21 protein-coding genes are annotated in these 20,483 nt (G+C 71.9%); 9 read left to right on the top strand and 12 right to left on the bottom strand.

Going from position 1 to position 20,483, the window contains the following annotated elements; genetic code table 11:
• Positions 1 to 103: 103 nt before the first annotated feature.
• The gene (gene glmM / locus FB474_RS14695) at positions 104 to 1,450 is read left to right on the top strand and encodes a phosphoglucosamine mutase (RefSeq protein ID WP_141789325.1); all 1,347 of its coding nucleotides are present in this window, start codon (positions 104 to 106) and stop codon (positions 1,448 to 1,450) included.
• A 78-nt stretch (positions 1,451 to 1,528) separates the two neighbouring features.
• Here glmM and FB474_RS14690 read toward each other — a convergent pair whose 3' ends face one another.
• Positions 1,529 to 2,362, bottom strand: coding sequence for an MOSC domain-containing protein (locus tag FB474_RS14690; protein WP_141789324.1), 834 nt, complete (start codon positions 2,360 to 2,362; stop codon positions 1,529 to 1,531).
• 123 nt (positions 2,363 to 2,485) lie between these two features.
• Here FB474_RS14690 and FB474_RS14685 point away from each other — a divergent pair, with 123 nt between their 5' ends.
• Positions 2,486 to 2,908, top strand: coding sequence for an Ohr family peroxiredoxin (locus tag FB474_RS14685; RefSeq protein ID WP_141789323.1), 423 nt, complete (start codon positions 2,486 to 2,488; stop codon positions 2,906 to 2,908).
• A gap of 63 nt (positions 2,909 to 2,971) precedes the next feature.
• Here the strand turns inward: FB474_RS14685 and FB474_RS14680 are convergent, their stop codons facing one another.
• Positions 2,972 to 3,619, bottom strand: coding sequence for a carbonic anhydrase (locus FB474_RS14680; RefSeq protein WP_141789322.1), 648 nt, complete (start codon positions 3,617 to 3,619; stop codon positions 2,972 to 2,974).
• Positions 3,616 to 5,295 (bottom strand): fumarate hydratase, encoded by a 1,680-nt coding sequence (locus tag FB474_RS14675; protein ID WP_141789321.1) that lies wholly within the window; start codon positions 5,293 to 5,295, stop codon positions 3,616 to 3,618. The genes FB474_RS14680 and FB474_RS14675 overlap by 4 nt, the downstream gene beginning before the upstream one ends.
• 158 nt (positions 5,296 to 5,453) lie before the next feature.
• Here FB474_RS14675 and FB474_RS14670 point away from each other — a divergent pair, with 158 nt between their 5' ends.
• Positions 5,454 to 6,128: a hypothetical protein gene (locus FB474_RS14670; protein ID WP_141789320.1), complete on the top strand. Its 675-nt coding sequence runs from the start codon at positions 5,454 to 5,456 to the stop codon at positions 6,126 to 6,128.
• A gap of 40 nt (positions 6,129 to 6,168) precedes the next feature.
• Here the strand turns inward: FB474_RS14670 and FB474_RS14665 are convergent, their stop codons facing one another.
• Both FB474_RS14665 and glpX read right to left on the bottom strand, forming a co-directional pair.
• Complete coding sequence (locus tag FB474_RS14665; RefSeq protein WP_246092207.1) at positions 6,169 to 7,089, bottom strand: carbohydrate kinase family protein; 921 nt, start codon at positions 7,087 to 7,089, stop codon at positions 6,169 to 6,171.
• A gap of 5 nt (positions 7,090 to 7,094) precedes the next feature.
• Positions 7,095 to 8,138 carry a class II fructose-bisphosphatase gene (gene glpX / locus FB474_RS14660; protein WP_141789318.1) on the bottom strand — a complete coding sequence of 348 codons (1,044 nt, stop codon included), beginning with the start codon at positions 8,136 to 8,138 and terminating at the stop codon, positions 7,095 to 7,097.
• A gap of 189 nt (positions 8,139 to 8,327) precedes the next feature.
• Here glpX and FB474_RS14655 point away from each other — a divergent pair, with 189 nt between their 5' ends.
• A complete protein-coding gene (locus tag FB474_RS14655) occupies positions 8,328 to 8,846 on the top strand; it encodes a DUF4245 domain-containing protein (RefSeq protein ID WP_281286365.1) in 519 nt (172 codons plus the stop codon).
• A 15-nt stretch (positions 8,847 to 8,861) separates the two neighbouring features.
• Here the strand turns inward: FB474_RS14655 and FB474_RS14650 are convergent, their stop codons facing one another.
• Complete coding sequence (locus FB474_RS14650; protein ID WP_141789316.1) at positions 8,862 to 9,104, bottom strand: exodeoxyribonuclease VII small subunit; 243 nt, start codon at positions 9,102 to 9,104, stop codon at positions 8,862 to 8,864.
• 63 nt (positions 9,105 to 9,167) lie between these two features.
• The gene (gene xseA, locus FB474_RS14645; protein WP_141789315.1) at positions 9,168 to 10,403 is read right to left on the bottom strand and encodes an exodeoxyribonuclease VII large subunit; all 1,236 of its coding nucleotides are present in this window, start codon (positions 10,401 to 10,403) and stop codon (positions 9,168 to 9,170) included.
• Between the two features lie 157 nt (positions 10,404 to 10,560).
• Between xseA and FB474_RS14640 the strand changes: the two genes are divergently transcribed.
• A complete protein-coding gene (locus FB474_RS14640) occupies positions 10,561 to 11,580 on the top strand; it encodes a 4-hydroxy-3-methylbut-2-enyl diphosphate reductase (RefSeq protein WP_141789314.1) in 1,020 nt (339 codons plus the stop codon).
• An 85-nt stretch (positions 11,581 to 11,665) separates the two neighbouring features.
• Here FB474_RS14640 and FB474_RS14635 read toward each other — a convergent pair whose 3' ends face one another.
• Complete coding sequence (locus FB474_RS14635; RefSeq protein WP_141789313.1) at positions 11,666 to 12,868, bottom strand: DNA recombination protein RmuC; 1,203 nt, start codon at positions 12,866 to 12,868, stop codon at positions 11,666 to 11,668.
• A gap of 243 nt (positions 12,869 to 13,111) precedes the next feature.
• Between FB474_RS14635 and FB474_RS14630 the strand changes: the two genes are divergently transcribed.
• Entirely contained in the window at positions 13,112 to 14,284 is a 1,173-nt protein-coding gene (locus tag FB474_RS14630) for a S53 family peptidase (RefSeq protein ID WP_141789312.1), read from the top strand.
• 105 nt (positions 14,285 to 14,389) lie between these two features.
• Positions 14,390 to 15,475, top strand: coding sequence for a redox-regulated ATPase YchF (gene ychF / locus FB474_RS14625; RefSeq protein WP_141789311.1), 1,086 nt, complete (start codon positions 14,390 to 14,392; stop codon positions 15,473 to 15,475).
• A 50-nt stretch (positions 15,476 to 15,525) separates the two neighbouring features.
• Here the strand turns inward: ychF and FB474_RS14620 are convergent, their stop codons facing one another.
• Entirely contained in the window at positions 15,526 to 17,475 is a 1,950-nt protein-coding gene (locus FB474_RS14620; protein ID WP_221632548.1) for a spermine/spermidine synthase domain-containing protein, read from the bottom strand.
• A gap of 247 nt (positions 17,476 to 17,722) precedes the next feature.
• On the opposite strand from FB474_RS14620, the gene FB474_RS20820 reads away from it, so the two are divergent.
• Positions 17,723 to 17,872 (top strand): hypothetical protein, encoded by a 150-nt coding sequence (locus FB474_RS20820; protein WP_185746183.1) that lies wholly within the window; start codon positions 17,723 to 17,725, stop codon positions 17,870 to 17,872.
• A 20-nt stretch (positions 17,873 to 17,892) separates the two neighbouring features.
• Here the strand turns inward: FB474_RS20820 and FB474_RS14615 are convergent, their stop codons facing one another.
• Both FB474_RS14615 and FB474_RS14610 read right to left on the bottom strand, forming a co-directional pair.
• Positions 17,893 to 18,450 (bottom strand): AAA family ATPase, encoded by a 558-nt coding sequence (locus FB474_RS14615; protein WP_246092206.1) that lies wholly within the window; start codon positions 18,448 to 18,450, stop codon positions 17,893 to 17,895.
• 36 nt (positions 18,451 to 18,486) lie between these two features.
• Positions 18,487 to 19,563, bottom strand: a complete 1,077-nt coding sequence (locus FB474_RS14610) for a zinc-binding dehydrogenase (protein WP_141789309.1) — start codon at positions 19,561 to 19,563, stop codon at positions 18,487 to 18,489.
• Between the two features lie 44 nt (positions 19,564 to 19,607).
• Between FB474_RS14610 and FB474_RS14605 the strand changes: the two genes are divergently transcribed.
• Complete coding sequence (locus FB474_RS14605) at positions 19,608 to 20,015, top strand: YdeI/OmpD-associated family protein (RefSeq protein WP_141789308.1); 408 nt, start codon at positions 19,608 to 19,610, stop codon at positions 20,013 to 20,015.
• Between the two features lie 96 nt (positions 20,016 to 20,111).
• On the opposite strand, the gene FB474_RS14600 is transcribed toward FB474_RS14605, so the two are convergent.
• On the bottom strand, positions 20,112 to 20,387 hold the full coding sequence (locus FB474_RS14600; RefSeq protein ID WP_141789307.1) for a hypothetical protein: 276 nt from the start codon (positions 20,385 to 20,387) through the stop codon (positions 20,112 to 20,114).
• Positions 20,388 to 20,483 lie beyond the last annotated feature (96 nt).

Below are 20,483 nucleotides of genomic sequence, written 5' to 3'. Positions count from 1 at the left end.
TGCGGTTTTGGGGGTACGTTTCCACAGATGCCCCGCACCGCCCGCCCCTGCCGTATGGCGGGTGGCCCGGTGCGTGGCATGACTCCACCGAGAGGCTGAACTCGTGGCTCGACTCTTTGGCACCGACGGCGTTCGCGGGCTCGCGAACCGCGACGTCACCGCCGAGCTCGCCCTGGACCTGTCCGTCGCCGCCGCCCACGTGCTGGCTGAGGCCGGCGCCTTCGAGGGGCACCGGCCCCGCGCCGTGCTGGGCCGCGACCCGCGCGCGTCGGGGGAGTTCCTCGCCGCCGCCGTCACCGCCGGCCTGCTGTCCGCCGGCGTCGACGTGCTCGACGCGGGTGTGCTGCCGACACCGGCGATCGCGTTCCTCACCGCCGACTCCGACGCCGACCTCGGCGTGATGCTGTCGGCCTCGCACAACGCCATGCCCGACAACGGCATCAAGTTCTTCGCCCGTGGCGGGCACAAGCTCCCCGACGACGTCGAGGACGCCATCGAGGCCCGCATGCGCGAGCCGTGGGACCGCCCGACCGGTGCCCGCGTCGGCCGCCTGCGCACCTTCGAGGGGGGCACCGAGCGCTACGTCGAGCACCTGCTCTCGGCCCTGCCGCACCGCCTCGACGGCCTGCGCGTGGTCATCGACGCGGCCCACGGCGCGGCCAGCGAGGTCTCCCCGGAGGCGTTCCGCCGGGCCGGTGCCGACATCGTGGTCATCGGCGGCGAGCCCGACGGGCTCAACATCAACGACGGCTACGGCTCGACCCACCTGGACAACCTGCGCAAGGCGGTCGTCGAGCACGGCGCCGACCTCGGTGTCGCCCACGACGGCGACGCCGACCGCTGCCTGGCGGTCGACGCCCGCGGTGAGGTCGTCGACGGCGACCAGATCATGGCGATCCTGTCCCTGGCCATGCGCGACCACGGCACCCTGGCCCAGGACACGCTGGTCACGACGGTCATGAGCAACCTCGGCATGTTCCAGGCGCTGGAGCGTGAGGGCATCACCGTCAAGCAGACCGCGGTCGGTGACCGCTACGTGCTCGAGGAGATGAAGGCCTCGAAGCTCTCCCTCGGCGGCGAGCAGTCCGGGCACGTCATCGCCCTGGACCACGGCACCACGGGTGACGGGGTGCTCACGGGCCTGCTGCTCGCCTCCCGCGTGGCCGAGACCGGCCGCAGCCTGCAGGACCTCGCCTCGGTCATGACCCGCCTCCCGCAGGTCATGATCAACGTCAAGGGCGTCGACAAGAACCGGGTCGACGACCACGAGGACGTGCAGGCCGAGGTGCGGGCCGTCGAGGCCGAGCTGGCCGGGACGGGCCGCGTGCTGCTGCGCAAGTCCGGCACCGAGCCGGTGGTCCGCGTCATGGTCGAGGCCGACAACGAGGACCGCGCGACCGAGGCCGCCGAGCGCCTGGCCGCCGTGGTGGAGAAGCACCTGGCCCTCTGAGCCACCGACGAGTCGTCGGCCCGGCCCCTCATCGGGGCCGGGCCCTCGTCGTGCCGGGGGCCTTCGCCGGGCCCGGGGTCAGTCCAGGACCGTGAGCTCGTCGCCCACCTGCACGGTGCCCGGGGTGTCGGGGATGAGCTGGCGGCCGAACCACGTGAGCCCGTCCCACTTGCGGTGCCGGGACAGGGTGCGGATCGGCTCCTTGTCCCGGCGCTGCGGGTCGTCGGGGTCGATCGTGGTCATCACGCAGCGGTCGATGTGCTTGACCACGCGTAGCTCCACCTCGCCGATGCGCACCCGCTTCCAGTCGTCCTCGGCGAACGCCCGGTCCACTCCGTCGATGACCAGGTTGGGCCGGAACCGTTGGACCGGAAGGGGATCGGGCGCCGACTCCCCACGCTCGAGAGCAGCCTCGGTGATCCAGTCGTTGAGCCGGCGCAGCGAGGCGGTCGTGGTGAGCGTGACGGGGTAGCCGTCGGCGAGGGCGACGCTGTCACCCGGCTGGCCGTAGGTCGGGTTGGGAGAGCGGCGGGTCGGGTCGTCGCACCACACCAGGCGCAGCCCGGGGCGTCCGAGCACCCGGACCAGCCAGTCGTCCGCCTCGGCTCCGGCCGGACGGGCCAGGAGCTCGTGCCGGTGCAGGCGGACCGGGATGTGCGCGGCCTCGGGCCGGTCCACGGCGAGCCGGGGCGCGCCGGGCGCCTCGAGCGTCAGGGTGTCGCCGGCCTCGGTCGTGCTCGCGTGCACCGTGAACAGGGCACGCTCCTCCCGGGCCGACAGCAGCACCCCGTCGCGGTCGACGACCATCCAGCGGCGGTCGCCCGCCAGGCCCCACGGCTCGACCCTGACGCGCTCGACCGGCAGGATCGCCCCGCTCTTGAGGGGGTGGATGTGCAGCTGGCTCAGGCGCATTCGCGCATCGTCCCACGTCGAGGCGCCTGCGCGAGGCTGCTGGCAGGGAGGGTGGCCACAGGCCGGGAGGGGCGCGGTCGGCATACTGGCGGGGTCCACCCCACCCAGATCAGGGAGTCACGCATGCCGTTCGAGGAAGTCACCGAGGTCGCCTACACCACTGCCGCCACCGCCACCGGCGGGCGCAGCGGCCGCGTCACCAGCGCGGACGGCGTGGTCGACTTCGAGCTGGCCCGCCCCGGCAGCTTCAGCGAGCCCAAGGCCAACCCGGAGACGCTGTTCGCCGCGGGCTACGCGTCCTGCTTCTCCGGCGCGCTGGCGTTCATGGCCGGCAAGGAGGGCGTGGATGTCAGCGCCTCCACGGTCACCGCGACCGTGTCCTTCGGCAAGACCGACACCGGCTTCGGCCTGGCCGTCGAGCTCGTCGCCGACCTGCCCGGGGTCGAGCCCGCACTGGCCGCCAAGCTGGTCGACCTCGCCCACGAGTTCTGCCCCTACTCCAAGGCGACCCGCGGCAACATCGACGTCACCGCGCGCCTGGCCTGAGCGTCGCGACACGACACGGCCCGCCCGGGAACACCCGGGCGGGCCGTGTCGTCGTCCGGCGGGCTACTCCGGCTCGATGTCCCAGTCGAGGTCACCGACCGCCTCGACGAGCTGCGCGCGGCCCTCGTCGAGGGCGTAGGTCGCCCCGACCACCGCGAGGCGGCCGTCGGCCACCCGCTCGCCGATGATCGTGGAGCGTTCGACGAGCAGGCGGATGGTCTGGCGCACGTGCTCGGCCTCGACCGCATCGGGGTCGGTCTTGCCCTTGCGGTGGGCGATCAGCACGCTCGGCGTGACCCGCTCGACGATGTCGCGGATGTAGCCGCCCGGAAGCACGCCGTGCTCGACCGCGCTCATCGTCGCGGCCACGGCGCCACAGCTGTCGTGGCCCAGGACCACCACCAGCGGGATGTCGAGCACGCCGACCCCGAACTCGATCGAGCCCAGCACGCCGGAGTCGACGACGTGGCCGGCGGTGCGCACGACGAACAGGTCGCCCAGGCCCTGGTCGAAGATGATCTCCGCCGCGACGCGCGAGTCGCCGCAGCCGAACACGAGCGCGAACGGCTTCTGCCCGTCGGCGAGGCTGTGGCGCCGCTCGACGTCCTGGTTGGGGTGCTCGTGACGGCCCGAGACGAAGCGGGCGTTGCCCCGCTCGAGCTCGGTCCAGGCCTGCGTCGGGGTGCCCGGGCGGACCTCGTGCGCGCTCACAGGCCCGGCCGCTTCTGGATCGACATCGCCATCGGCTTGGTCACCGAGGCGAAGAAGTCGTTGCCCTTGTCGTCCACCACGATGAACGCCGGGAAGTCCTCCACCTCGATCCGCCACACCGCCTCCATGCCGAGCTCGGGATACTCCAGCACCTGGACGCTCTTGATGCAGTCCTGCGCCAGCCGGGCGGCCGGGCCACCGATCGAGCCGAGGTAGAAGCCGCCGTGGGCCTCGCAGGCGCTCGTGACCTGGCCCGAGCGGTTGCCCTTGGCCAGCATCACCATCGAGCCGCCGGCCGCCTGGAACTGCTCGACGTAGGAGTCCATCCGCCCCGCCGTGGTGGGGCCGAACGACCCGCTGGCGTAGCCCTCGGGGGTCTTGGCGGGACCGGCGTAGTAGACCGCGTGGTCCTTGAGGTACTGCGGCATCTCCTCGCCGGCGTCGAGGCGCTCCTTGATCTTGGCGTGGGCGATGTCGCGGGCCACGACCAGCGGGCCGGTCAGGGACAGCCGGGTCTTGACCGGGTGGCGGGTCAGCTCGGCGCGGATCTCGTCCATCGGCCGGTTGAGGTCGATGCGCACGACGTCGGCCGCGGCGTCGTCCTCGAGGTGCTCGTCGGTCGTCTCGGGCAGGAACCGGGCCGGGTCGGTCTCCAGCGCCTCGATGAAGACGCCGTCGGGGGTGATCTTGCCCAGCGCCTGGCGGTCGGCCGAGCAGGACACCGCGATCGCGATCGGCAGCGAGGCGCCGTGGCGCGGCAGCCGGATGACGCGCACGTCGTGGCAGAAGTACTTGCCGCCGAACTGCGCGCCGATGCCGAAGCTGCGCGTCAGCTCGAGCACCTGCTCCTCGAGGTCGGTGTCACGGAACCCGTGGCCGGCGATGGTGCCCTCGCGCGGCAGCTCGTCGAGGTACTTCGCGCTGGCGTACTTGGCGGTCTTGAGCGCGAACTCGGCGCTGGTGCCACCGATGACGATGGCCAGGTGGTAGGGCGGGCAGGCCGAGGTGCCCAGCGAGCGCAGCTTCTCGTCGAGGAACGCCAGCATCCGCTCGGGGTTCAGGACGGCCTTGGTCTCCTGGTAGAGGAAGGACTTGTTGGCGCTGCCGCCGCCCTTGGCCATGAACAGGAACTTGTAGGCCAGCTCGTGCCCCGGCGCGGTGTCGGCGTAGAGCTCGATCTGCGCGGGCAGGTTGGAGCCGGTGTTCTTCTCCTCCCAGGTCGTGATCGGCGCCATCTGGGAGTAGCGCAGGTTGAGCCGGGTGTAGGCGTCGAACACGCCGCGCGCGATCGCGGACTCGTCGGCCCCCTCGGTCAGGACGTGCTGGCCGCGCTTGCCCATGACGATCGCGGTGCCGGTGTCCTGGCACATCGGCAGCACCCCGCCGGCGGCGATGTTGGCGTTCTTGAGCAGGTCCAGGGCGACGAACTTGTCGTTGTTGCTGGCGTCCGGGTCGTCGATGATCCGGCGCAGCTGGGCCAGGTGGGCCGGGCGCAGGTAGTGCGCGATGTCGTGCATCGCGGTCTCGGTCAGCAGGCGCAGCGCCTCCGGGTCGACCTCCAGGAACTGTCGGCCGCCGGGCCCCTCCACCGTCCGCACACCCTCGGACGTGAGGAGGCGGTATGCCGTCTGGTCGGCTCCGGTGGGTAGCAGGTCCTCGTAGACGAACTCGGGCACGGGCGCTCCTTCGCGTGACGGCAGGTGGTAGCGGTGTCCCGCCACAGGGCCAGAGTAATGAGCACACCAGTGGAGACGTGCGTCACGGTTGCGCCTCCGTCCTGTGGGGGCCTCGTGGCAGGATCCAACAGTCCAACGAGAGAGCCGCCGGAGGGGTGATGGGTCCGATCCCGGTCTACCTGGAGCAGGGACGCTCGAGGACGTTCGCCGTGGCGCTGGACTGGCCCGGCTGGGCCCGCTCCGGCAAGGGGGACGAGGGTGCACTGGACGCGCTCGCGGAGTATGCCGTGCGCTACCTGCCCGTGGCGCGACGCACCGGGCTGCCGGTGGACTTCTCCGCCGATGACGTGACGTTCGAGGTGGTCGAGCGGGTGCCGGGCAACGCCACGACCGACTTCGGGGCCATCGACGTGGTGCTGGCCGGCGACGAGCGGCCGATGTCCGGGGATGAGGGCGAGCGGCTCACCCGTTGCCTGGAGGCGGCCTGGTCCGAGCTCGACGCGGTGGCGGCGCACACGTCGGCCGAGCTGACCAAGGGGCCTCGCGGAGGTGGGCGCGACCGGGACCCGATGCTTCAGCACGTGCTCGGCGCCGAGCACGCCTACGCCCGCAAGATCGGCGTGGCCGTGCCCAAGCCGACCGTGGGCGACGAGGTGGCTGTCCAGGCCCTCCGGCGCGGCATCGTGGAGGCCCTCAGCCGCCCGTGGGCTGGACAGGACCTCGGGGTGGGGCGGGCGAAGGGGTGGCCCCCGCGCTACGCGGCCCGGCGCCTCGCCTGGCACGTGCTCGACCACGCCTGGGAGATGCAGGACAAGGACCTCAGCGGCCGCTGAGCCGCGCCGACCGCCCGCGGTGGGCGCCCGGCATACCGGGTCAGAGCTCGTGCCGGCCCGGAGGGTTGGCGCCGGCCCGCGAGACGGTGACCGCCGCGCAGGTGAGCGCGCGGTGCACGGCGGGCTGGATGTCGGCCAGGGTCGCCGCCCGCAGGCGCGCACGGGCCGCGGCGTCGCCGAGCAGCTCGGCGTCCAGCAGGCCGGACAGCAGCCCGGACATGAACGAGTCCCCGGCGCCGACGGTGTCGACGACGTCGACCATGGTCGCGCCGACGCTGACCAGCTGGCCGGACGTGCTCAGGCCGACCACGGCGCCCTCGTGGGCGCGGGTCACGACGGTGAGGACCGCGCCGAGGGTGCCCCAGCGGCGCAGCACCTCCGGGATGGGGGCGTGGTCGTAGAGCCAGGCGATGTCCTCGTCGCTGGCCTTGACCACGTCGCTGAGGGCGACGAGGGCCTCGACGCGCTCGCGGGCCGCGGCCGGGTCACCCATGAGGGAGGGGCGCGCGTTGGGGTCGTAGGACACCGTCGCGTGCTCGCGGGTGGCGCGGATCAGGTCGAGCACCTTGGCGCTGCCGGGCTCGAGCACGGCAGCGATCGAGCCGGTGTGCACGTGCCCGACCCCGGAGGTGTCCACCGAGTCGGGCAGGTCCCAGTGGATGTCGAAGTGGTAGCTCGCCGCGCCGCTGCCGTCCAGCGTCGCCTCGGCGACGGAGGTCGGCGCCGCGACCCGGCTCCCGTCGACCAGCGTGATGCCCTCGGAGCCGACGAGCTCGACGATGGTGTCGCCGCGCTCGTCGGTGCCGATGCGGGTGGCCAGGTCGACGCGGTGGCCCAGCCGGGCCAGGCCGACCGCGACGTTGGTCGGGCTGCCGCCGGGGTGCTCACGCACCGACCCGTCGGGCTCGTGGACGACGTCGACGAGCGCCTCGCCCAGGACCAGGGTGCGCGCGGCGGTCACCGGTGTCAGCCCCGGGCGGGCGTGGCGCGGTCGAAGTCGATGGCGCTGTAGGCCCTCAGCTTGGAGAGCTTGTGCTCGCTCTCGATCACCCGGATCGTGCCGCTCTTGGAGCGCATCACCAGCGAGTGCGTCGTGGCCCCGCCGGCGCGGTAGCGCACGCCGCGCAGCAGCTCACCGTCGGTGATGCCGGTGGCCACGAAGAAGCAGTTCTCGCCGCGGACCAGGTCGTTGGTCGACAGGACGGCGTCCAGGTCGTGCCCGGCGTCGAGCGCCTTCTGCCGCTCGGCGTCGTCGCGCGGCATGAGCCGGCCCTGGATCACGCCGCCCAGGCACTTGATCGCGCAGGCCGCGATGATCCCCTCGGGGGTGCCGCCGGTGCCCAGCAGCAGGTCGACGCCGGTGTCCTCGCGGGCGGCCATGATCGCGCCGGCCACGTCGCCGTCGGAGATCAGCCGCAGGCGGGCGCCGGTGGCGCGCACCTGCTCCATGAGCCCCTGGTGCCGGGGCCGGTCGAGCATGACCACGGTGACGTCGGAGGGGTTGTCGCCCTTGGCCCGGGCGACCCGCGCGATGTTCTCGGCGACCGGCAGGCGGATGTCGACGACGTCGGCCGCCTCGGGGCCGGTGACGAGCTTGTCCATGTAGAAGACCGCGCTCGGGTCGTACATCGTGCCGCGGTCGGCGGCCGCGAGCACGGCGATGGCGTTGCTCTGGCCCTTGGCGCACAACGTCGTGCCGTCGATGGGGTCGACAGCGACGTCCGCGTCGGGGCCGGTGCCCTCACCGACGTGCTCGCCGTTGTAGAGCATGGGCGCGTCGTCCTTCTCGCCCTCGCCGATCACGACCACGCCGTTCATCGACACGGTGGAGATCATCGTGCGCATGGCCTCGACTGCGGCGCCGTCGGCGCCGTTCTTGTCGCCGCGGCCGACCCACCGGCCGGCAGCCATCGCAGCCGCCTCGGTGACCCGGACCAGCTCCAGGGCCAGGTTGCGGTCGGGGCGCTCGTAGCCGACCTTCAGGGCTGCGGGCAGGTGCTCTTCGGACATGCGGGCTTCCTCCGACGTCAGTGGCGGCGACAGCCCGACTCTATCGGTGCGCCGGGGCGCCGCCGACCGGCAGCCGGGTGGGCCGGTTCGACCACCCGGCCGGTCGTCGGGGACGATGGAGGGGTGAGTGCCACGAGTTCGCCCGCCAGCGCCAGCCCTGCCCCCACCTCGGGCGGTCGCCGCCGTGGCATGGGGAACCTGCGCAGCATGGTCATCTCCATGCTCGTGGTGCTCGGCTTCGTCGTGGTGTGGGTGGCCATGGTGCCCCGGCCCAACGCCATCACGCAGCCGCCGGTGGACGTCACCTCCGTGGCCCAGCAGGTCAAGGCCGAGACGAAGTGGCCGATCCTCCAGCCGCAGGGGCTCCCCGACGGGTGGCGCGCGACGAGCGTGCGCTTCGTGCGCTCGACCGACGGGCTGATGACCTGGCACGCGGGATACCAGTCGCCCAAGGGGGACTACATCGCCCTGGAGCAGACGCAGGGCGCGACCCAGGGCTGGGTGGATGCCGAGACCAACCGCGGTGCGAAGGAGGGGACGCAGGTGGTTGCCGGCCAGGAGTGGACCAGGATCGACCGCAAGGACAAGGTCCAGTTCTCTTTGGTACGCCGTGGGGCCGGCCCGAAGGACCTCACGACGATCGTCACCGGCACCGGGCCGTATGACGAGCTGGCCACCTTCGCGGCCAGCCTCCGCCCGGTCGGCTGACCGGGCGCTCGCGGCTCAGGAGCCGCTGCTGACCTTGCCGAGCTTGGCCTCGGCGCCGTCGAGCCAGGTGCTGCAGTGGGCGGCGAGGGCCTCGCCGCGCTGCCACAGCCCCAAGCTCTCCTCCAGACCGACCTGGCCGGACTCCAGCCGCGCGACGATGGTGATGAGCTCGTCACGCGCCTGTTCGTAGCTCAGCTCCGCGATGTCGGGGAACTGGTCCTCGGTGTCGGTGAACCCCTGCTGATCCTTCGCTGCCACGTCCCTCACCTTAGGCCCAATTGTCGGTTTCGCATCACCGGCGACCAGAGGCGCTCCCGCGCGTCAGCCAACCGCGCGGGCGCCGAAGTCACCGCGGGCCACGCGCACGTGCAGCAGCTCGTCCGCCTCGACCTCGGCCCGGTCCATGACCACGTGCCCGCCGGCGTGCTGGACCACGGCGTAGCCGCGGTCCAGGGTGGCCTGCGGCGAGAGCGCCCGGACCTGCGCCCGCAGGTGCGCGACCTGGTCGGTGGCGCGGTGCAGGCTCGTCTCCACGCGCTGGCGCGCCCGGTGGGTCAGGGAGCCGAGCTCGTGCCGGTGCACCGCCAGCACGGCGTGCGGGTCGGCCATGACCGGGCGCGACATCAGGGCGGTGAGGTGCCGGCGCTCGGCCTCGACCCGACCGGCGACGACCCGTCGGCACCGGTCGCGGCCGGTCTGGAGGGTCGCGCGCTCCTCGGTGACGTCGGGGACGACCCGCTTGGCGGCGTCGGTCGGCGTCGAGGCCCGCCAGTCGGCGACGAAGTCGAGCAGCGGGGTGTCGACGTCGTGGCCGATGGCGCTGACCACCGGGGTCCGGGCCGCGGCCACCGCACGGACCAGGGCCTCGTTGCTGAAGCCGAGCAGGTCCTCGAAGGAGCCACCCCCGCGGGCGATGACGATGACGTCGACCTCGGGCTCGGCGTCGAGGCTGCGCAGTGCCTCGGTCACCTCGGGCACGGTGCCCGGGCCCTGGACGGCGACCTGCCGGATGTCGAAGCGCACGGCCGGCCAGCGGCGCCGGGCGTTCTCGACGACGTCCTTCTCGGCGGCGCTGGCCCGCCCGCAGATGAGGCCCACGGTGCGGGGCAGGAAGGGCAGGGGACGCTTGCGCTCCCGGTCGAACAGCCCCTCGGCGGCGAGCATGCGCTTGAGGTGCTCGAGCCGGGCGAGCAGCTCGCCGACGCCGACGGGCCGGATCTGGCGGGCGTCGAGCTGCAGCGTGCCGCGCTTGGTCCAGAAGGTGGGCTTGGCCTGGATGACGACGCGGGCGCCGTCGGTGAGGGGGGCGGCCATGGCGTCGAGCGCGGTGACCCGGATGGTCACGCTGAGCGACATGTCGACGTCGGCGTCGCGCAGCGTGAGGTAGGCGGTCGGCGCGCCGGGGCGCCGGTTGAGCTGGACGACCTGCCCCTCCACCCACAAGGGCGACATCTTGTCGACGTAGTCGGCGATCTTGAGGCTGAGGAGGCGCACCGGCCAGGGCTGCTCAGCCGTGGTGTCGGCTGCGCGCTCGGGGAGGGGGTCGGGACTGCTCACGGCGCAACCTTAGGTCGGGCCGCCGACGCGGGTCCGGTGGTCGGCCGGATCGAGCCGCGGTCGCAGCCGCGGTCAGCGTTGCCGCGCGAGCCGCGCGCCCGGCCGGACCTGGGTCCCCGGGACCGTGGCAGCGGCGTGACCGACCTACGATGGGTCGGTGACTGACTCGACGAAGCGTGTCCTGCTCGCCGCCCCGCGCGGCTACTGCGCCGGCGTCGACCGCGCGGTGGTGACGGTCGAGAAGGCCCTGGAGCTCTACGGGCCGCCGGTCTACGTCCGCAAGGAGATCGTGCACAACAAGCACGTGGTGACCACGCTGCAGAAGCGCGGTGCCGTGTTCGTCGACGAGACCGACGAGGTGCCCGAGGGTGCCACCGTCATCTTCTCCGCGCACGGCGTGGCGCCGATCGTGCACGAGGAGGCCAGGGCCCTGTCGCTGAAGACCATCGACGCGACCTGCCCGCTGGTGACCAAGGTGCACCGCGAGGCGGTCCGCTTCGCCAACGACGACTACGACATCCTGCTCATCGGCCACGAGGGTCACGAGGAGGTCGTCGGCACCTCCGGTGAGGCGCCCGAGCACATCACCCTCGTCGACGGCCCGGACGACGTGGCCAACGTGCAGGTGCGCGACCCGGAGAAGGTCGTGTGGCTGTCCCAGACCACGCTGTCGGTCGACGAGACCATGGAGACGGTGCGCCGCCTGCGCGAGCGCTTCCCGGCACTGCAGGACCCGCCGAGCGACGACATCTGCTACGCCACGCAGAACCGCCAGCTCGCGGTGAAGCAGATGGCCGCGGACACCGACCTCATGATCGTCGTCGGGTCACGCAACTCCTCCAACTCGGTGCGCCTCGTCGAGGTCGCGCTGGAGCACGGCGCCGGGGCCGGTCACCTCGTGGACTACGCCGACGAGATCGACCCGGCGTGGCTCGACGGGGTCAGCACGGTGGGCGTCACCTCGGGCGCCAGCGTGCCGGAGGTGCTGGTGCGGGACGTGCTGACGTTCCTGGCCGAGCGGGGCTACGCCGACGTCGAGACCGTCGTCTCGGCGGAGGAGAGCCTGCTCTTCGCCCTGCCCAACGAGCTGCGCCGCGACATGAAGAAGCTCTCCGGGCAGGACCCGGAGAAGGTCCGGCACGACCCGTCCGCGCTCGACGCCGGCTCGCTGCACTAGCCGGACCCGGCCCGCGCCGCCGGCGCGGCGGAACCGTTGACCCGGCCGGACCCACGCGACCGCGTGGTCGTGTGCCAGCGGGCGGTCAGGAGGCAGACCGCTGGGGCCCGGCTCCGTCCCGGTGGCCGGGCACGTCGTGGCCGAGGTCGAGCTGCGACCGGCGCACGTCGCCGTCCAGGGCGTCGAGCAGCTCGCCGGCCGTGAGCGGCCGCGGGGCGACCTCGAGCGGGGTGAGCTCGGGCAGCGGCTCGTCGGCGAGCTCGAGGTCGTGCATCTTGCGGGCGGTGACCAGCACTCGAGCCTCAAGGGCACCGACCATGGCGTTGTAGCTCTCCACGGACTTCTGCAGCGAGGCCCCCATCTTGGTGGCGTGCGCGCCCAACGTGCCCAGCCGGGCATACAGCTGGGTGCCGAGCTGGAGCAGCGCCTTGGCGTTGGTGGTGAGCGCATCCTGCTGCCACGTGAAGGCGACCGTGCGCAGCAGCGCGAGCAGGGTGCCGGGGGAGGCGAGGACCACCTTGCGGCTCATGGCCTGCTCGAGCAGCGCCGGGTCGGCCGCCAGGGCGGCCGCCAGGATCGCGTCGCCCGGCACGAAGCAGACGACCATCTCGGGCGTGGTGGAGAACGCCGACCAGTAGGCCTTGGCGCTCAGCTGCTCGACGTGGCCGCGCAGCGAGGCCGCGTGCGTGGCGAGCAGGCGGGTGCGCTCGGCGGCCTCGATGGTGTCGCTCTGGGCCGACAGGAACGCCGTCATCGGTGCCTTGGAGTCGACCACGACGCACTTGTCGCCGGGCAGTCGGACCAGCACGTCGGGGCGAATTCCCTTGTCGTGGCTGCTGATCGCGCTGACCTGCTCGTCGAAGTCGCACCGGGCCAGCATGCCGGCGTGCTCGAGGACCCGGCGCAGCTGCACCTCACCCCACGAGCCCCGGATGGTGGAGGCGTTGAGGGATCCGGCCAGCGACGCCGTCTGGGAGCGCAGCGCCTCGGTGGTGGTCGTGACGCTGGCCAGCTGCTGGCCCAGGGCGCTGAACTGCTCGACCCGGTCGCGCTCCAGCGTCGAGACCTGGCGCTCCACCCGGCCGAGCGCGTCCCGCAAGGGCGCGAGGATCGTCGCGGTCTGCGCGTCGTCGCTGACGGCGGCCTCGAGGTCGACGATGCGCTCCCGCAGCAGGTCGCGCTCGGTGCTCAGTGCAACCGTGCGCCCTGCGAAGACCAGGCGGCAGACGAGCACCGCACCCACGGCCCCGAGCAGGAGCCCTCCCAGCAACGCCAACGCGATTCCCATGTGCCAGACCATGACAGAGGGGACTGACAGGGCGGCGGACCGCCACGGACACCACTGTCGGGAAGTGTCAGACACCGGCCCGGACGCCAAGGGGTTGCCTCCCTCCGGTCAAGGAATCGTCAGGGTTTGCGGTGAGGCAGGCCAAAAAGGGCCAGTGACGCCGGTTTGGGATGGCGGAGGGGGTGACGCGCGGCACACGATCACGCCGCGGCCCATCCCGGGCCCACCCTTCCTGGAGGTCTCATGAAGCGCTTCACCCTGTCCGTCGCGGTCGGATCGGCCGCCGCGGCCCTGCTGGTCGGCACGACCACCAGCGCCATGGCCCAGCCGTCCCCGGCCGGGTCCGCCCGAGGCACCGCGCACATCTGTGCCTCGCCGGCAAAGGGATACGCCAGCTGCAACGCGATCGTCGTCACCGACGCCGCGGGCAAGCCGGTCGCGAACGCGACCCCGAGCGGCCTGGGCCCGAGCGACATCCGCTCGGCGTACGGCCTGACCAGCGCCTCCAGTGGTGGCCGCACCGTCGCCATCGTCGACGCCTACAACGACCCGACCGCCGAGGCCGACCTCGGCGTCTACCGCTCGCAGTACGGACTGCCGGCCTGCACCACGGCCAATGGCTGCTTCCGCAAGGTGAGCCAGACCGGCAGCACCACGAGCCTGCCCAAGACGGACGCCGGCTGGGCGACCGAGATCAGCCTGGACCTCGACATGGTCTCGGCGGCCTGCCCTGACTGCAAGATCCTGCTCGTCGAGGCCAGCTCGGCCTCGTTCTCCAACCTCGGCGCAGCCGTGAACTACGCGGCGACGCAGGGCGTGTCCGCGATCAGCAACAGCTACGGCGGCTCGGACAGCTCGCAGCTGTCGGCCTACGACCACCCCGGCATCGCCATCACAGCCTCCACCGGTGACAACGGCTACGGCGTGGAGTCCCCGGCGTCCTTCGACACCGTCGTCGCCGTCGGCGGCACGAGCCTGACCAAGGCGTCCAACAGCCGTGGCTGGAGCGAGAGTGCGTGGAGCGGCGCCGGCAGTGGCTGCTCGACGCTCAACGCCAAGCCCTCCTGGCAGACCTCGGCCACCCAGTGCTCCGGCAAGGCCAACGCGGACGTCTCCGCGGTCGCCGACCCCAACACCGGTGTCGCGGTCTACGACTCCACCCTCTACCAGGGCCGCAGCGGCTGGCAGGTCTACGGCGGCACCAGCGCCTCGTCACCGATCGTCGCCAGCGTCTACGCCCTCTCCGGCAACACCTCGGGCTACCCGGCGTCCTACACCTGGGCGCACACCTCCGGCCTGAACGACGTCACCTCCGGCTCCAACGGCACCTGCACCACCACCGTGTGGTGCCACGCCGGCACCGGCTGGGACGGCCCGACCGGCCTCGGCACGCCGAACGGCACCAGCGCGTTCTGACCCGAACGCACGCCCCGTGACGCGACGGGAGGGCCCGGTCCAGGTGACCGGGCCCTCCTGCTGCGTTCACGGCATACCGGCGCTGGCGGCTAGACTCCTGACCCCGTGGCTCTCACTATCGGCATCGTCGGACTTCCCAACGTCGGCAAGTCCACCCTCTTCAACGCCCTGACCAAGAACAACGTGCTCGCGGCGAACTACCCGTTCGCGACGATCGAGCCGAACGTCGGGGTGGTGCCGCTGCCGGACCCGCGCCTGGGCAAGCTCGCCGAGATCTTCTCCTCCGAGCGGATCCTGCCCGCCACCGTCTCCTTCGTCGACATCGCCGGCATCGTGCGCGGCGCCTCCGAGGGGGAGGGGCTGGGCAACAAGTTCCTGGCCAACATCCGCGAGGCCGATGCGATCTGCCAGGTGGTCCGCGCCTTCCACGACGACGACGTGCACCATGTCGAGGGCAAGGTCTCGCCCAGGGACGACATCGAGACGATCCACACCGAGCTGATCCTCGCCGACCTGCAGACCCTCGAGAAGGCCGTGCCGCGCCTCGAGAAGGAGGTCAAGGGCAAGAAGACCGACAAAGCCGTCCTCGACACCGCGCTCGCCGCTCAGAAGGTCCTGGAGGAGGGCCACACCCTGTATGCCGCGGGCGCGGCTTCCGGGGTCGACCCCGAGCACGTGCGCGAGCTCGGCCTGCTCACGACCAAGCCATTCCTCTACGTCTTCAACATCGACGAGGGTCAGCTGACCGACGAGACGCTGCAGGCCGACCTCTCCGCCCTGGTCGCGCCCGCCGACGCGATCTTCCTCAACGCCAAGCTGGAGTCCGAGCTCGCCGAGCTCGACGAGGAGGAGGCGCGCGAGCTGCTGGAGTCCGTCGGCGTGGCCGAGCCCGGTCTGAACCAGCTGGCGCACAAGGGCTTCCACACCCTGGGGCTGCAGACCTACCTCACGGCCGGGCCGAAGGAGGCCCGAGCCTGGACGATCCACAAGGGCTGGACCGCGCCGCAGGCCGCCGGGGTCATCCACACCGACTTCCAGCGCGGGTTCATCAAGGCCGAGATCGTCTCCTTCGACGACCTGGTCGAGGCCGGCTCGATGAACGAGGCCAAGGCCCGCGGCAAGGTCCGCATGGAGGGCAAGGAGTACGTCATGGCCGACGGCGACGTGGTGGAGTTCCGCTTCAACGTCTAGCCGGGGGCGTTCCCGCAGGTCAGGAGTCTAGTGCGGCCACCAGCAAGGTCTCAGGCCCGAGCCGCGACCAGGTGCCGCCGCCCGGTCAGCAGGGCCAGCCCGTAGAGCACGGCCACGACGACGAGCAGCGCGTTGTACCCCAGGACGAGGGCGAGGTACTCCACCGAGCCGCCGACCATGGCCCCGAGCAGGTTCGCCCCGAAGGCCACCGTCGTGGAGCCAACCCCCTTGAACCGGACCGCGAAGATCAGGTTGGCCAGGAAGATCGGCAGGAACGCGATCGTGACGGCGGCGAGGAACCTGGGGACGAGCGACAGGCCCAGCAGCGCATCCTGGGGGATCAGCCAGGCGGCGGCGAGAGCCGCAAGGAGACCGGCATAGAGCAGCAGTGGCCGACGGATGGTCACCCGTTGGGCGACCTCGATCGCCGCAAGCACGCTGAGCAGCACCCCGGCGAAGACCGCTGCGTTCACGGCCCAGGTCGTCCCGAACAACAGCGCGAACTGAACCACGTTCTTGGTCTCCAGCAGCAGGAACGCCGCACCCATGAAGAACAGGTCGACGTACGGCGCCATGGTGCGCAGCGGACCGACGACGGTGCGCACCAGGACGACGGAAGCCAGCAGCACCAGGCCCAGCATCCACAGGTAGAACGACGGGATCGAGCGCGTCCCGAGGTAGGGGAACGGCCGGTCGTCCACGGATGGCTCGAGCGCCGTGCCGTGCGGCGACCAGGTGGTGGTGCAGCCGCCGGTGCTGCCGTCCCGGCGCAGGGTGAGGACGGCCTGCTGGCGTGGGCCATAGCTCGGGCCGAGCTGGACGCAGGGAGCCGAGCCGTAGACGGTGCGCACGGTGTTTGCGTAGCGGTCGAGCAGCCACGGCTCGTAGTAGTTGTACATCGCGAAGGTGCCATCCGGCTTCAGTAGCGACCGGGCCCGCTCCAGCGCCTGGGTGGTGAAGAGGTAGTTCTCCAGCCGCAGCGCCGACTGGCCGGTGACGATGGTCGCGGAGTCCGGCAACGCCAGCAGGATGAGGTCGTAGCGCCGGTTGGTGCGCTCCATGAACGCCCGGCCGTCGTCGACGTGCGTGATCACCCGGGGGTCGGAATAGGGCCGGTCCGGGTGGCGGTCGCGACCGATCTGAATCAGGGCGGGGTCGATCTCGACGGCGTCGACCCGCTGCGCGCCCTGTTCGAGCGCGACCGCCACGTCGTTGCCGGTGCCCGCGCCGATCACCAGCACGTCCCGGCGGGACGCGGCGTAGGTGTAGGGGTAGAAGTAGAACTGGGAGCTGCGGCGGATCTCCGCCACCGGGAGCGCCGTCTGCAGTGGGGTGTTGTTCACCTCGATGCGGACCAGGCCGCCGGCCAGCTCCTGGGTGTGGATCTTGTAGTAGGGCGACCACTGGTAGGTGCCCAGCATGGACTCGGCCCCGAGCATCAGCACCAGGGCGGCGATGGCGGCAGCGGGCCATCCGCGCACCCGGCGGCCCAGCAGCACTGCGAAAGCCGCTGCCGCCGTCACCGCCCAACCCAGGGGCGGCAGCCGGAGGAACGACAGCCCAGCGAAGGTCACGATCCCGGTCAGGCTGCCGAAGATGTCGAGCCGATAGGCGTCCAGCGGAGCGAACGACGCGAACGCGCGTGCCGCCTCCTGCGCCAGCGCCATCAGCACGCCCACGGTGAGCAGGAACACGACGGCCAGGCTCAGCGGCCGGGGCAGCGGCGGCATACCGAAGAGCCCGATGAGCTGCCAGCTCCCGCCACGGCCCGTGCCCGTCCGCACGGGAAAGGCCAGCACGAAGCCGACGAGAGCGGCGAGCAGGACCGGCGCCAGCGGGAAGAGGTCTCGAGTCGCGTGGGCGCGCAGGAACCCCAGACCGATCCCGAGGAAGCTGGCGAGCAGGACGAAGTTGGTCAGGTGGACCAGGTAGAGGTTGTTCGAGGACGTCCAGCGGATCAGTGCCAGCTCGACGAAGAGCATGAGGGCACTGGCGAGCACCAACCGGCTCCGGCTGCCGAGCGGGACGGGCCACCCGGGTGCGAAGGACCTCATCGCGGCGGAAGAGGTAGCTTCGCAGACCTGGGCAGTGACATGCCGTGACGGTAACCAGACCCCGGACGGCCGCACCACCACCTCGGGCCTGGGCTGAGCCCATCAGCGTGGTGTGCGACGCGGGGAAGGCCGCCGTGCACTCAGCCCGTGCGGGCCGTAGACGGCCGGGCACCGCGGGCGCACCATGTGGGTCATGGAGGTGTTTCTCCTGGTCTTCATCGTCGCGCTCGCGGTGCTGACCCCGCGGTTCGGAGTCGACTCACACCGCAGCCGCGAGTGGGGCGAACCGATCGAGACCTGGGCCACGCCCGACCCGCCGCTCAGGTCCGACCGCATGCCGTGACCCGGGAGGGCGTGAGCCCGTCAAGCGCGATCGGCGTTGTGGTCCTCGAGTGACTTCGCTCGGCGGACGATCTCGTCGACGACGTGGGCGAGCGGTGCGGTGGCGTCGATCCGGATGCCGCCCGCCGGGGTGTCTTCCCCGGTTCGGTGCAGCCGCACGATGAGGTCGCGTTCCGACTGCCCTGAGCCGAACTCGTCGTCCGGTCGCTCGTCGAGTCGCCGGTTCAATGTGTCCGAGTCGACCTCCAGCACGAAGACTCCGTCGAACAGCTCCAGGAACGTCGAGAAGTTCCTGGAGCCACCGCAGAAGAAGGTGAAGCGCTCACTCCGGTCAGCGGCCAGGGTTCGGACTTTGTCTACGCACCAGAGGTGATGCCAGTGCGACGGCGCCTCATCCGTCGGCTCACCCGTCTCCGGGTCCCCCTGATAGGCAAGCTCGGTGTCGCCGTTGATGGCGTGATACCCACGCCGGCGTAGTTCCTTGCAGACCGAAGTCTTGCCGGTGCCCGAGACACCCTCAATCAGGTAGTTCCGCCTGCCCACCCCTGGACGGTAGCCACCCTTCTGCCGCGAGATCACGCGCATCTCCTGGTGTTCGCCGAGCGTGGGAGTTCGTCAGGGGACGACGACCAGCTTGCCGACGTGCCGTCGCGTCGCCAGCTGGCGCTGTGCCTCGGCGACGTCCTCCAGGGCGAAGGTGGCGGCGATGACGGGGCGCACCTCGCCCCGGGCCGCGATCTCCACCAGTTGGCCGAAGACCCGCGGGGTGTGCATGGTCGATCCCACCAGGGCGAGGTTGGCGAGGTAGAGCCGTCGCACGTCCAGGTCGACCGCCCAGCCATCCAGGGCGCCGGCCACCACCCAACGGCCGCCGGACCTCAGCAGCCCCAGGCCCCGGCCGACCGTGGCGCCCGCCACGACGTCGATGACGGCGTCGTACCCCTCGGGCGCGGCCTCGGCGGCGTCCGCGACCACCTCCCCGCGACGTCGGTCCACGACGGCATCGGCGCCGGCGGTCCGGGCCGGGTCTGCCTTGTCGGCGCTGCACACGGCAACGACCCGGGCCCCCCGAGCGTGCGCGAGCTGGACCGCTGCGAGGCCGACGCCGCCGGAGGCGCCCGTGACGAGCACCGTGTGGCCCTGCGAGACCGAGCCCCGGTCGAGCATCCCCAGCGCAGTCCCGTAGGCAATGGGCAGCGCGGCCAGCTCGACGTCGCTCAGAGGCGTCCCGTCGACGGCATGGGCCCGGGCCGCCGGCACCACGACGTACTCGGCGAAGCCGCCGTCCCGCTCGCTGCCCAGCACGTCCACCACCGGCGCGTCCGGACCCGGATCCCCGTAGTTGGCTGGGTCCACCAGCACCCGGGACCCGACCAGCCCAGCGCCCACCGCGTCGCCGGAGGTCACGACGGTGCCGGCCACGTCCGCACCCTGGATCCGCGGGAAGTCGAGCGGGCCGAGCCATCCCGCCTTGGCGTCCGGGTCGTCGGCCGTGCCGTAGGAGCCTTCCCGGGTCCACAGGTCGGTGTTGTTGCACCCGGCCGCGCCCACGCGCACGAGCACCTCGCCCGGTCCCGGGCGGGGCACCGGCACCTCGCGGAGCCCGATCGCGTCCAGGCCCCCGTGATGCGTGATGACGGCGGCCCGCATGGTGCTCGGTAGCGGTTGCGAGGTGTCGGGTGTCGATGGCATGCACGCAGGATCGCACCGCGGCGCGGGCTGGCACACTCGGCCGTATGACGGTCACCGGGCTGGAGCGCGACCCCTCCGACGGATGGCTGGTCGTGCCGTTCCCCACGCCGGGGGCGTTCGAGGCGTGGCTCGACGACCACCACGCCACCGAGCCCGGCCTGTGGGTGAAGTTCGCCAAGAAAGGCACCGGCATACCGTCGCTGACCCTGCCGGAGGCGATCGAGGTGGCCGCGTGCTTCGGCTGGGTCGACTCGAAGATGCACGGCGTGGACGAGACCTGGTACGTCCTGCGGTTCCAGCCGCGCCGCGCCCGCTCGTCGTGGTCACCGGGCAACCGGGAGCTCGCCGAACGCCTCATCGCCGACGGGCGGATGCGCCCGGCCGGGCTGGCGCAGGTCGCCGCTGCCCGGGCCGGCGGGCGCTGGGAGACGAGCCGGACCACGGGCGCGTGACCACCCGGCATACGTCACGCTGTTGTCCGTCTCCGACGCCGGCACGATCCGGCAGCGGTTCATCCGCCTGTCGACACGGCCCGGCGAGGACGTCGGTCAGGGCTGGTCGCGCTTGTCTCGCACCCCCCGGGAGAGGGCAACCAGGCCCATGGCGAGCAGCCCGACCACCAGCAGCACCGGCGCCGCCATCATGCCCAGCAGGATCGCGCCGTCGTGCGGCGTGAGCGAGCAGCCGAACCCGATCCCCTCGCACTGGCCGCCGGTGTTGTGCGTCGGCGCCATGGACGCGTAGCCGGCGATGACCACGGCAGGGAGCGCCCAGAAGAGCAGCGCGATCACGACATAGGGCCACGGGCTCTTCCGCATGGTCATCCCCCCAGATGATCCGGGCCGCGTCTGCAGCCGCAGCTGCACGCTACCGGTCGGCGTCGCCGTCCGGCTCCCGTGGTTCGAGGATTCCTGGAGGTC

It is taken from the genome of Oryzihumus leptocrescens (genome assembly GCF_006716205.1).
Taxonomy (GTDB): Bacteria; Actinomycetota; Actinomycetes; order Actinomycetales; family Dermatophilaceae; genus Oryzihumus; species Oryzihumus leptocrescens.
This window is presented reverse-complemented; position numbering and strand designations above follow the sequence as displayed.